We start from the raw sequence: 12,505 nt of genomic DNA, 5'->3' as shown, positions 1-12,505 counted from the left end.
GTCATACTCCTTTGTGCTTTTGCATCTATGGGTTAAACCTTAGCTTACAAACTACAAGCTAAGGCTTGCTCTGGCAATCGTTGCCAAAGCAGGAAAACTGCTCTAGTGTTGGATATGAAACACAGATTTTGCTTCGGCTCACCCAAGGATGGCAGATGAAAAAGATCAGTATTTACCGAACCCTTATTTTAGCCCTGTTAATTTTTACTGTGATTGGCTTAAAACTTAAAATTACAGAACCTGTCATTTTGTTGCTAACCTTATCGCCTTTTCTGACAGCACTTTTGTTGTCTTTGTCATCCGGCTTTTCAACACAACCGGCACGAATAGTGGCATTTAGCTTACCTTCGCTGCTGTTCTTCTTTTTTGCTTTTTATCCCTGGTTTGTCAGAAGAGAATATACTGTCGCTTCCTCTTCCACCTCAGTTTTAGATTTTATCCATTTCCCCATCACAGCTTGTGTTATTGGCTTTGCATCTCTTGCTTTATTTGAGATATTTACTGCCATAGTAAGCGAAGAGGCAGACAATACATGACAACAACCACCCATTTATCCACTATTGGCCAAATTGCTATTACCGTCAGCGATGTTGAAAAAGCGCTGTCGTTTTACCGTGATAGCCTTGGCCTGGAGTTTTTGTTCTCAGCAGGCCCGCAATTGGCGTTTCTGAATGCCGGCGGGGTTCGCCTGATGCTGAGCACAGCACAAGGCGCCGGAACTGTCGGTGCCAATTCTATTTTGTATTTTAAAGTGTCGGATATTGAAACTGTGTATACCAGTATTCTTAGTCGTGGTGCTACAGCCGAACGCTCACCTGCATTGGCGGCACAAATGCCGGATCATCAGCTCTGGACTGGTTTTGTCCGCGACCCGGATGGCAATTTAGTGGGTTTAATGGAAGAAAAACGCGAACAGGTTTTTTCTAAGGAATAGTATGTCACTGCTACACAACTTCTGTTTGCTTGCATCTTACAATCAACGGATGAATGCCACTTTGTATCAGCTGGCGTCAGCACTAAGCGCCGACGAGTGGTTTCAGCACAGAGGCGCATTTTTTGGCTCTGTCGCCGGTACTCTGAACCATTTGCTGGTGGCCGATTTAATCTGGCTGAACAGATATCAGCAACTTGCTAACCCACCCAGGGTACTGCAACAGCTCAGCAATTTCCCTGCCCCTGCGGCCCTTGACCAGATGTTGTATCCGGATTTTAATCAGCTGTATGAGAGCCGCCAACAACTGGACAGTCTGCTTTTAACCTTGTGTGCCGAACTGGATGAACAGCACCTGCAGCAGGTGTTGCCTTACACCAATATGAAAGGCGAGCTGATGCAAAAGAGGTTTTCGTCTTTACTGCAGCATTTGTTTAATCACCAAACTCACCACCGCGGCCAGTTAACCACTTTATTTTCCCAGATGGGCATAGAGGTTGGCGTGACAGATCTGTTGATGCTGATTGATAACGAACCAGCTGATGCTGCTCTCTAAGGCATAAATTCAAGTGAAGCACTATGCGCCGAACCAACCTTGATATTGCTCAGTGGTCAGAACTCATCTACCTTAAATGCTAAACAAGCCTTTGCAGAACCTCTATATGCTTAAACTACTCCGAAACTTGCTCGCGATCTTTGTAGGTATTGTGGCAGGTGCAGCGGCCAATATGCTGCTGGTCAGCATCAGCCCTATGCTTATTCCGCCTCCTGCTGGTGTTGATGTGAATAACGCTGAAAGCCTGAGCCTTGGCATACATCTGTTTGAACCCCAGCATTTTATTATGCCTTTTCTGGCGCATGCCCTTGGTACTCTGGTTGGCGCTTTAGTGGCTTATCTGATTGCGGCCAGTCATAAAAACCGTTTTGCTTATGGTATTGGGGTGTTTTTCCTCTGCGGTGGTATTGCCGCAAGTTATATGATCTCGGCTCCTGTCTGGTTTATCAGCCTGGATCTGCTGCTGGCTTATCTGCCGATGGCCTGGCTTGGTATCCTGCTTGGTAATAAGTTGCAGCCAAAACCCTCTATCGGAAGCTGAAGCGGCAGTAATAAAGAATTTTAGTGAGTTATTTCAAAGGAAAGCACCAATGAATCAGGATGGAAAACTAAACTACGTCGAATTCCCGGCCACAGACTTAGCAGCCACCAAAGCATTTTTTGGTGCGGCTTTTGACTGGAGTTTTACCGACTATGGCCCGGATTATATTGCCTTTTCCGATCAAGGCCTGGATGGCGGATTTTTCCGTTCAGAACAAAGCTCCAGCACGGCAACAGGTGCGGCTTTATTGGTGCTTTATAGTGCAGATATCAAGGCCACTTTAGCCAAAGTACAACAGCATGGCGGCACTGTGATTAAAGCTATTTTTGACTTCCCGGGCGGCTGCCGTTTCCACTTTACCGAACCCAGCGGCAATGAATTTGCGGTTTGGTCTGAAGGTCAGGTGTAACGCTCAGGATTTAATCAGCTTCACAATAGCTTCCATAGCCGGGTCCTTACCCGAAAAATACCGCTTAGAATCTAAAGTGACTGGCAGCTGAGGAGCCACCCAAATTCTATGGTCCTCAGCTTTTGACGCCTGATGGTATTGAGAAGAGATAATTCCAACTACACCGCTGTATGGCAATTGAAACCAGCCTGCTTCCCCCAAATGATTAGGCCTGCTGCCACTGGGTTCGCCAACAATAATAGCGTCAGTGAGCCGATTTAAATCAGCCAGCAATAAATGGGCGGCAGAAAAGGTGTTTCTGCCGACAATCACAAACAGTTTTGCCTCTGCACGCTGCTCTTTAAAATGAATTAAAGCCCGGGTTAATGGCGGCAAAATAGAGCCATTGCCACCACTATTATGTCGTAGATCAAGCACCAGATTATCGACTTCGCTTTTCGCCAGTTGCTGCCGAACTTCAGTACTAAAAGCTTCAAGCGATTGTGATTTGTCTTGCGCCACAGCATTAAATTGCAGATATAAATAGTTGTTTTCCTTGTCAGTTTTATACCAGTAGTTGCGGTTTTTGTTTTGCAAATACAATGGATTATCTGCTTGTTCTAACTGCGGTAAGGTAGGAAAACCGCTGAAGCTAAAAGGCTCACCTGTAAGGTTGACACTGCTATGTTGACCTGTTGTTGTGGTAAAAGTTAGCGGAACATTTTCTGCATTTTCAACCACGCCTATCCCAGCCAGCACGTCTGGTAAACCCAGGTAATAAGGGCCCAACCATAACTGCTGCATTTCATTATCTCTGGCATTGACACTGGCAAGTTTCGCCAACACCTGATCAACAGGGGTTTCAGCTACTTTAAGCAATTGCTGCCCAACTAAATGCTGATACGGCTCAGTCGCCTGCACTACATACACACCATCATGAAACCAATAAAACTGCAGAGGCAGCCTGACTAAAGAGGCTGTTTTGGCGCCGGTAGGCAGTATAAAATTATGGCCATTGCCCAAAGAACCCAACAACTGCATAAAACGAAACACCACTTGTGGACCGCTAAGTTGAGGTATGTCTTTTTTAATCAAATTCACATGCTGTTGCAGCTGGTCTTTGCTGATATGGTGATACGGGTTCACATGCAAGCGTTCGATTTCACTTAACAGGAAATCCAGGTCAGCCTGCCATCGCTCTGCTGATGCGAGATTCGACTGCGTAAACTCCCCTGTAATTTTGTGGAATTCGGTCAGGCCAGACAGATTTGCAAAAGCAGCGTTATTGATCAGCGATTTACGATCATCCCAGCGCGCCTGCAAAGCCTTATTCAGCCACAGCATCGCATTGGCCGAATCCTTCAGTGCTGCATAACTTTCTGCAATTTTCACCATAATATCGTTTGAAGGGGCCGAAGCCGATTTTACGCCTGTCAAAATAGTGCCTAATTGTAAAGCCTGTTTAAAAGCAGGGATCGCTTGCTGGTACTGTTTTGTCTGCAAATAAGCATGACCCAATAAAAACCAGCTATCGCCATCATCGTTGTACTGCAGTGTTACTTTTTCTAAAAGTGGTAAAACGGCAGACCATTCACCCTTTTTAGCTCCCTGAATAGCCTGATCTCTCATCTTCCAATAACTGACTGGATCAGCCGGGTAATTCTGGCCAGGATAAAAGCCGATAGCTGTATTTGTGGTGCTTGCTGCTTTAGAAAAAGCCTGAGCCAGAGCTACCTGGCAACACAAGAACGACAGTAAAAAGGCATAAAAAAATTTCATCGACTCACTCTTTATTGCTGTATTGGTTATTAATAATTGCTCAGGATCAACCACAACTCTTGTCCCAGACTGCGCCCGTTAATGGCTTGCTGGCGCAGCTCTTTCAGCTGTTCTTCGTTATACCAGCGACCAGATTTCATCACCGCATCAGGCTCACGCAATACTGATAACTCAATGATTGGGTTTTCTTTGCTGTAGATAAAATCTGCTTTATAGCCCGGACGAATTTGGCCTGCCTGCTCTGCCAAACCAAGCGCTTTTGCTGGTGCTATGGTGGCTGCATGCAATACAGCAAAGCTATCCAGACCAGCTTGTTGCAGCAACTGCATTTCGGTATGAGTGGCCAAACCATGGGGAGACAACAAGGCTCCGGCATCAGAACCAACCAGCAATGGCACTCCTTTTTCATGCAACTGACGGGTGATTTGTACTAAAAACTGCAACGTCTGACGATTATGTACCGCCATCTTATCTGTGCTTTGTAGCCAACGAGCAACCTGATTATGCCGCTCTTCAAAAGCGATCAGTGGAGAAATATAGCCCTGAGGTAAAGTAGCTAAAAATGCCTCTTTATCACGGCTGATAGCGGTCAACTGCCAGAAGATATTCAGGGTTGGAGTAACAGGTACCTGAAGTAGTTTCAGTTGTTCTATAACCTCTTGTAGCGCAGCTAAGTCCTGTTGGTAGTGCAAAGGCCCCTGATAAATATCTTCCACATGATCCAAAGATTGCATAGCAGCCAATTCCTGCCAGGGCAGAGCACCTGACGGATTCGGGCCATGTTTGGCTACAGGCATTCTCAACACAGCAGCTTCTGTTACAACAGCATTCAGGCTTTGTGCCGATAAATCGCCATAAGCTTTGATCAAGTCGTAACCTTCAGCATAAGCAGCACGCACAGCGGCTTTAGCCTCTGTTGCATCTGTAACTGAGATGGTAGTGGGTCTTTTAGTGGCGCTCAGAATAGGGCTACTGACCGTCATACTGCTGCCAAGCATTTCATTTTTCTCTATAGAGTCCCGCCACTTTAAAAGCTGCGGCAGGCCATGCATCACACGCAGATGAGTGACTCCATGCGATAAAGACAGCTGCAGCGCTGCTGGATCAGACAGATGCACATGCATATCAAAAAGGCCTGGCGTCAGGTAGCCATTTAAACCATCAATGACCACAGCATTTGCATCTTCAATGACGGTTCCGGCTGGGCGAATAGCAGAGATTCTGCCGTTTTTCAGCTCGACTTGTTGCTGCCTGAGCACCTGCCGGTTTTTAACATCAATCAGATTGATCTGATCAATCACCACCATACCGGCCACAGGTAAAGGTTTGATACTGCTGCAACCCGGGAATAAAAAACAAAATACGAGAAGGCTCAAGGCCAAGGTAAACAAAGCAGTTTTGGTTATCACAAGGTTTCTTAACATCACAGCTCAGCTCTGTAATTCGGGTCTGTTGATGCTGATGTTTTTTTCGCTGAAGGTCGTACAGGATCTTGTTTTTATCCTTGTGAAAACAAGATCCTGCACCTGAAGTCAGGTATTCAACTGTTGCTGCCGATAAGCCGAAGGGGTTAAACCAACCCACTGCCTGAAGCTGGTATTAAAACTGGATTTAGAGTTAAAACCAGCGTTCAGCGCCAGAGTAAGTAAAGGCGTATCAGGCTGTTGCAACATTTGCCGTTGCACCTGCTTAATTCTGAGTTGGTTAATGTAGTCATTAAAGTTAAGCCCTGCCACCAGATTAATAGCACGGGAGATATCTCTTGGGTTCAAACCTGTCAATTCGGATAACTGCTCCAAACTTAAACGAGGCTGGGTATACCATTGCTGCTGGCGAATTTGCTGATCCAGTTCAGTAAAAATACCGCTGTAGTCCGCAGCATTTTCACTGCGAATCAGAGAAGGCTCTGCTCCAGAACCTGCCGGGCTTTGCTCGTCTGAACTGTGTTCACTTTGCCAAACCAGACTTAAACTGGCTAAATCCACCGGGGTTTTGACCAGCTTCACAATCAGATAAGCCAATAAAACCAGAGTGATAGCAGTACTTAGCCCCTGCCCAATCTGGTTCAACAGCTGGCCCAAAGCGGGTTGCATATTAAGACGCAGCAAATCCAGCATACTGACCAGGGTCTGCACAGCTAATACCCAAGCAAACCAGCCAAAAGATAACTCCTCTGCGTCGGAGCGTTGCTGTCTGAGCAATTGGTTAAATTGCCAGACAAGGCGGAAGGTTAGCAGCGCATAGCCCAAACGCCATGCAGTACCAATGGCAATCACCCATTGGGGTTGCTGTTGAGCTAAAGGCAATAACGCCAGCATAGGTAAAAAATGCAGGGCCTCTTGCCATTCAAGCCTGCTGGTAAAAGCCGATTTAACCGCCAGATAAAAGGCTGGTGCTAAACCTAAAACAAAAACCGGCGTGACCAAATAAAAATCACGAGTCAGGTTGGTTTCTTCCAGCAGATTAAAAACACAGAGCAATACAACCAGCAGCAATAAGCAGATAAAGCCCTGATGCTGTTTTTTGCCACTGAGCAAACACAGGCCTAATAAAGCCACGGCCAGTAAAGCGGCCTGAATTAAATTCACCACTGAAATCACAACGTCTGCTCTCTTTCAGATGTAGCATACAAAAATAAACAGAGCAGATAATACGACTTAGCCCCAACTGTCGCTATCAAAAACCTCAGCTCACTACCGATAAGCGAAGGTCATTGCAGCTTAATAAACACCGGATTACTGTAAAACCACAAATCAAACCATGGGTTTTCGCCTTTGGCATCGGCTTCTGGCTCCAACTCGTTTTTATTGTTGGTGCCACGCAAACGTAAATACTGGCTTTTGCTTACTTTACCCAGTGGCAGCTCAAACTGGCTGTAGCCGTCTTTGTTAGCCCAGTCGGTTGCGTAAAAACGCTTGGTGACTTTTGTATCTGGTGCTTCGTCGTTGTTACGGTTTTGTACAGGGCCTGTGATAAGCCCCTGAATCACATCCACTCGTTGCACTTGGGGGTTAAAACCACCGCCGTTGTTGCTATTGGGGTCACGAAAACGCACGCGCAGCACCAGCTCGTCGTCAGGTTTTACAGTTAGCGTCTGGCCCGCTGTGGCGGTTTTAGTAGAGTTTTTGACTGCGACTTCAACAAACAATGCATCTATTAAATCACCAGTGGTGACAAAAACTTGCCCTGCTTTCAGTGCTGCAAAAATACTGTCGTAGTTTTTATCGGCGTAGACATAAGTTTTGGCGTATTGGCCAGGCCAGAAATCAGCCCAACCATCAGTGTAATGACCATGACTGTCTGATACGCCTGTCACCCACCAGTGCCGGCCTTCGCTTAATAAACTATCCCAAACCCCACCTAAACGGGCTGTCATCTGGTCGTAGCCGCCCATAGTCGGATAATGGGGGTATTCACCTCGAATGGCATTTGCATCTGTGCTGCCATCCGGATTTAAGGTCGCTGCCTGATGGCCTTCGGCCCCTGTCATACCAATGACTACATCCGGAGCTGTGTCCTGCCAGTCTCGTAGTTGCTCTGGAGTCACTTTGTTGTACTGCCGAAAACCAGTGGCTAAACGCGCCGGATGATTGACCAACAGCAGAGGTTTATCCGGTAGTTCGTTCATGGCTTTCAGCGCCTGCAGCATAAAAGCATCTTCAGCTTTTTCCGGCCCTGGTGGCACACCCTGACGGCCGTTGTAGCGGCTTTCTATCTGGTACAGCTGCTCTGCTTCTGTTGGGCTGTGCGGCATAATAAAACTGGCATGACGACCACCTGGGCTATTGCCAGGTACATCAAACTCCATACCGTAAAATTGCAGAATCTGCGGTAAAGCTTTACGCGAAGCTACAAGCTCAGGGTAAGCCTGCTCCAGCGCCAACTTGGCACGATTTGGCCCGCCGTGGTCTGTCACCACCATCCAGCTTAAACCATAATGTGCGGCCATTTGCGCATTCAATGCTGTTGAATATTTGGCATCTCCTCCAATGATGGGCGTGGGCGGAAACACAGAGTTATCCCATTTCACGCTGTAATGGGTATGCACATGGTGATCACCGGCCAGCCAGCTTTTGCCTTGCTCTGGTTTTTGTTCCAGTTGAATCTGCTGGCATGACGCCATGAGCAAAGTCACTACAGCAGCCAGGCCAATCTGCTTTTTATTTACGACAAAAGTTTTCACTCACTACACCTTACTACTAAGAAACCCGGGGTAAAGCAAAACCCTGACTCAACAGAATCAGGGCTTTTTTCTAACTAGATCAGAACTGTACAGTCACCCCCGCCATATAAGTCCGGCCACTAAAGGTGGTGTTGTACGCTCTGTCGTTGGAATCGCTGTACAACTCGTCACGCACATTGGTCAGGTTCATGGCTTCAATATTCAGTTTTACATGCTCGCTTAAGCGGTAAAACGCCGAGAAGTCCACGTGAGTTGTGGCATGGTAACCCCGTTCGTCATCGTCGATAGAACCACTTTCCACACCTGTGATGTAATCGCTGCGATACGCCGCTGCCACACGGCCACCCCACTGTTCTGTTTCATAATACAGCGTGAAGTTGTAGCTCTGCTTCGACAAACCAGCAAAAGGTTTGACTTGATCTTCACCTGAGTTTTCTACGTTGCGATACAAAGTATTGCCATCTGCCCAGGTGTAGTTAGCGATCACGCCCAGGTTATTAAAGGGCGCAGGCAGGAAATCCAGGTCGCGTTGCATCGCCAGTTCAAAACCTTTGATGCTGGATGAGTCAGAGTTTTGTGGCGACGATACGTTAAAAATATCATCCACAGTTTTACCTACAGGCAATAACTGTGCAGGCAGACCTAATTCGCTGTACACAATTTGCTGAGTTTCAGTCACGATAAAATTATCAATGTCTTTGTAAAACAGCGCCACTGAGGCCAGACCTATGTCTTCAAAATACCATTCAACTGCTGTATCAAAGTTATTGGATTCAAAAGGCTTCAGATGTGGGTTACCCACTGAAATCCGGCCTATATCATTTTCGCCTAAAGAGGTTTGGCTGACGTTGGCCGAAAACGCCATAGCGCCTAACGAAGGACGGGTCATGTTTTTGCTCAGGCCAGTACGCCAAATGACATCTTCAGCAAATTCGTAGGCAATGTTCAGGCTAGGCAAATAGTCTGAGTAATCACGCACCATCTCCGTTGGAATGCCTTTCGACAAACCTTTTGAGCTTAGCTCTGTAGTGAAGTAACGCACGCCTATATTGGCACGAAGCGGCATACCTGCCACATCATATTCGGTGTCGTACACCAGATAAGCGGCCTGGGTTTCTTCCGCTATATCATAGGCTGAGCTTTCTATTGTATGCTCATCCGTTAAGGCAAAATTCGTCAGGCCATAAAATGCCTGCAAAGCCGCCATATCACCTTGTAACCAGCTTTGATCCGGATGACCGCTAAATACCTGCACCTGCTCTGCCGTCAGTGTTTTTACGCCCTGATTTTGTGGTGTGGCTTTATTGGTCGGGAAATCCTGCGCCACCCGTTCAAAACCTGAGTTCGTAAATTTCTTATGATTCACACCAAAATGCAGGCTCGAGTTGTCAGTTAAGTGATACTCAAAATCCAGCTTGGCATTGTCAAAGTCGGAGTAAATAAAGTTCGACTGAAAGTACAGGTCTTTGACTGTGTAACCGTCCAGAGCGGCCACATCAAAGTCAGGTGAATAACTCTGACCATAAAAAGCGTCCTGAGTGAAATCAGTAATAATATTCACTTTTTTACTGGCTTCGATATTCAGTTTATTGACTCGTGGTTGCTCGTAATCTGACGAACTGTGACCAAGCATAGCGCTCATTGTTAAGTCGTCAGTTAAAGTCCAGTCGGCCGTTAAACTCAGCTGATTAAATACCGACTCGTTGCGATCCTGACGGTTTTCATTACGCCAGGTCGCATTTTTATAATCGGCATAAATCACTTCTTTGTCGCCGTTTTTCTCACGCCAGACTAAGTTGTTGACTACAGAGTTATCTTTTACCGCCATATGATGCTCAGACAACTGGTTTTCCAGTTTGCCGTGCATCAAATCCAGCACCAGACTGAAATCCTGACTGGGTTTGTACTGCAAAGCAGCAGTAATACCTAAACGATTTTGATCATTTTCCCAAACCGAATAACGGTGACCACGCGGAAACCATAATTCGCCTGAATCCAGCTCTGCCTGGAGTTCAGTATTAGTGGCATCGGCAGCTTTTTTGCCACCTTCACGGCGCCAGCGCGTGGTATTAGTGCCGTATTCGTTAGTGGCTCTGTCGCTGTACGCTACAGACACAAGCGCACCAAAATTCGACCAGGTTTGCGACAATAAAGCCGCGATACGAGGGTCTGTGCTGTCGGTATTGCTGTTGGTGCCAAGCTGAGCAGAAACAGCCGCCTGAGCGCCGTCATAATCAAAAGGTTTGGCGGTACGTAAATTGACAGTACCAGCTATGCCACCTTCCTCCTGATCGGCAGAAAAGGATTTTTTCACATCAATCTGGTTAAACAGCTCAGAAGCAAAAATATTAAAGTCAAAAGCCCGGGTACGGGACACAGCACCACGCGCATCCATAGGCGAAGACGACGTGCCTAAAGCCTCCATGCCGTTGACCTGAACACGGGTAAAATCAGGGCCTAAACCACGCAAAGAAATCTGCCGGCCTTCGCCACCTTCACGGGTAATAGTGACACCGGGCACACGTTGCAGTGAGTCAGCCAGGTTCAGATCAGGGAAATCCGCAATATCTTCCGCCACTATCGAATCCTGAGCGATCATGGCTTCACGCTTTAGATCTTTGGCTTTGATAATGGAGCTGCGAAAACCTTTGACTTCAATAACTTCAGTTTCTGCCGCTGCAGTTTCCGTAGCAGATTGAGCCAGCAATACAGGGCTGTAAAAAGCCGGAATTGCAGCCAGAACGGCCAAAGCCAGATGACTCTTGCGAAGATTCGTCTTCATAATTAATCCATTATTCCTGGTTAGTTAAGCTGATTAAGTAAATCTGCCAGGCGCAAATGCGCAGCAGTCCCCCTAAAGAGCAACGACCAGGGATTTATGGACAGAGAATTTTATGAAGGTTTTTTTACAGTGGGTGTGGCTCTGCTTTACACAACTGCTTTGAGGTAGCCAGTTAACGATCTTTTTCTACTTTTTCAGCAGATGCTGATTTTAAAGATAATTTGTCGATGTATTCATAAACTATACCTCTTACCGACAAATCACTACCTGGGGTGTAATTTAACTCATCAGAAAATTGGATGCTTTCAAGCCCATTTTCAGTAATAGAATCAACGATATTTAGTCTGATGATAGGACGCTTTTCTAAAAACTTTAATAATGCTGATACATAGTTAGGTTCAATTTTTTTATCCCCGACAATAAGCAAAGCGGCCTCATAAAACATAATACTATTTGCCACCATCGAGCGATCAATGATATGAATCGATGACTTTATCTGACGCGACCACAATGCTTCTTGCACTTCGGTAGCTATAGATGTGTGCACCGGCTCATCGAGTTGGTAGGTCACTATGACTATATTTATGCCTGTATATTCTTTTCTTTCTATAGCAGCTGGTGAAAGTTTCTCAGCAGAAAAAATAGCCTGAACAAATTGTTCAGCAAGAGGAGTTACTGCGCTCCCTTTAGCAGAGATGAAACCAAAATTTTTTAGCTTTTCAATTGTGAGAATCTTTAATGGATCTTTGGTTGATAATATGGTTTTAAGCTGTTGGTGAGTGCCACCTACGGTCATTAAATCATGCTTACTATTTATATAAATGGTCTGTAAGAAAGAGAGATCGGAATAGGTAAGCTCTTTGCACGATTTGATGAAATGTCGCCTCAGATCGCTTCCAAGCTCAGACTCAATAAGGTAATTCATTAACGACGAATAAATCTCAACCTTCTCTGTTTCAATATCCTGGATGCAAGAAGACAGCACTGCGTAATAATCATCTGGTTCAAATGGGCTTTTGAGGAAGTCTTCCCATTCATCTTGATCAGTTTTTCCCAAAAGTAACGCAGAATGAAAGTCTTCTATCCGCTTAGCCGTTCTATCTGAAAAATAGCTCTTCGCGTGATCGACCAAAACTTTAGCCGCATCATACATTAGCCCCCCACCTGGAATGATTACGGAAATACCTTCTTTCGCTAGTAATTCAGCAACAGTCGTCGCAGATTTTTTAGCTCTGGAAACACTTTTCTCTCGTTCCATGAAAAATCCTTTAAAAATATAAGAGACTCAGGGTCAGACTCTGCCATGAGCTAACAGCTTAACGTTAGCGACTGCGATTAAAAATCA

Annotated in this window: 11 protein-coding genes; 5 read left to right on the top strand and 6 right to left on the bottom strand. The window is 45.9% G+C overall.

Features of this window, described 5'->3' with window-relative positions:
* Nucleotides 1–80: 80 nt before the first annotated feature.
* From J2W69_RS08740 to J2W69_RS08720, 5 genes are all read left to right on the top strand, one after another.
* On the top strand, nt 81–536 hold the full coding sequence (locus J2W69_RS08740; protein WP_310276851.1) for a hypothetical protein: 456 nt from the start codon (nt 81–83) through the stop codon (nt 534–536).
* A complete protein-coding gene (locus tag J2W69_RS08735; protein WP_310276848.1) occupies nt 533–934 on the top strand; it encodes a VOC family protein in 402 nt (133 codons plus the stop codon). Before J2W69_RS08740 ends, J2W69_RS08735 begins: the two co-directional genes overlap by 4 nt.
* Before the next feature lies 1 nt (nt 935).
* Nucleotides 936–1,487: a DinB family protein gene (locus J2W69_RS08730; RefSeq protein WP_310276845.1), complete on the top strand. Its 552-nt coding sequence runs from the start codon at nt 936–938 to the stop codon at nt 1,485–1,487.
* A 106-nt stretch (nt 1,488–1,593) separates the two neighbouring features.
* On the top strand, nt 1,594–2,028 hold the full coding sequence (locus J2W69_RS08725; RefSeq protein ID WP_310276843.1) for a hypothetical protein: 435 nt from the start codon (nt 1,594–1,596) through the stop codon (nt 2,026–2,028).
* Between the two features lie 49 nt (nt 2,029–2,077).
* The gene (locus tag J2W69_RS08720) at nt 2,078–2,437 is read left to right on the top strand and encodes a VOC family protein (protein WP_310276839.1); all 360 of its coding nucleotides are present in this window, start codon (nt 2,078–2,080) and stop codon (nt 2,435–2,437) included.
* 3 nt (nt 2,438–2,440) lie between these two features.
* On the opposite strand, the gene J2W69_RS08715 is transcribed toward J2W69_RS08720, so the two are convergent.
* From J2W69_RS08715 to J2W69_RS08690, 6 genes are all read right to left on the bottom strand, one after another.
* Nucleotides 2,441–4,195, bottom strand: a complete 1,755-nt coding sequence (locus tag J2W69_RS08715) for a S41 family peptidase (protein WP_310276836.1) — start codon at nt 4,193–4,195, stop codon at nt 2,441–2,443.
* A gap of 29 nt (nt 4,196–4,224) precedes the next feature.
* Entirely contained in the window at nt 4,225–5,604 is a 1,380-nt protein-coding gene (locus tag J2W69_RS08710; RefSeq protein WP_310276833.1) for an amidohydrolase family protein, read from the bottom strand.
* A 123-nt stretch (nt 5,605–5,727) separates the two neighbouring features.
* The gene (locus J2W69_RS08705) at nt 5,728–6,795 is read right to left on the bottom strand and encodes a helix-turn-helix domain-containing protein (protein ID WP_310276828.1); all 1,068 of its coding nucleotides are present in this window, start codon (nt 6,793–6,795) and stop codon (nt 5,728–5,730) included.
* Between the two features lie 110 nt (nt 6,796–6,905).
* Nucleotides 6,906–8,378 carry a CehA/McbA family metallohydrolase domain-containing protein gene (locus J2W69_RS08700; RefSeq protein WP_310276825.1) on the bottom strand — a complete coding sequence of 491 codons (1,473 nt, stop codon included), beginning with the start codon at nt 8,376–8,378 and terminating at the stop codon, nt 6,906–6,908.
* Nucleotides 8,379–8,457: 79 nt separating this feature from the next.
* Nucleotides 8,458–11,160: a TonB-dependent receptor gene (locus J2W69_RS08695; protein ID WP_310276823.1), complete on the bottom strand. Its 2,703-nt coding sequence runs from the start codon at nt 11,158–11,160 to the stop codon at nt 8,458–8,460.
* A 172-nt stretch (nt 11,161–11,332) separates the two neighbouring features.
* Nucleotides 11,333–12,418 (bottom strand): hypothetical protein, encoded by a 1,086-nt coding sequence (locus tag J2W69_RS08690; protein WP_310276820.1) that lies wholly within the window; start codon nt 12,416–12,418, stop codon nt 11,333–11,335.
* Nucleotides 12,419–12,505 lie beyond the last annotated feature (87 nt).

Source organism: Rheinheimera soli, assembly GCF_031457405.1.
GTDB classification, from domain to species: Bacteria; Pseudomonadota; Gammaproteobacteria; order Enterobacterales; family Alteromonadaceae; genus Pararheinheimera; species Pararheinheimera soli_A.
Note: the sequence above shows the minus strand (reverse complement) of the source record. Positions and strands in the feature narration are given on the sequence as shown.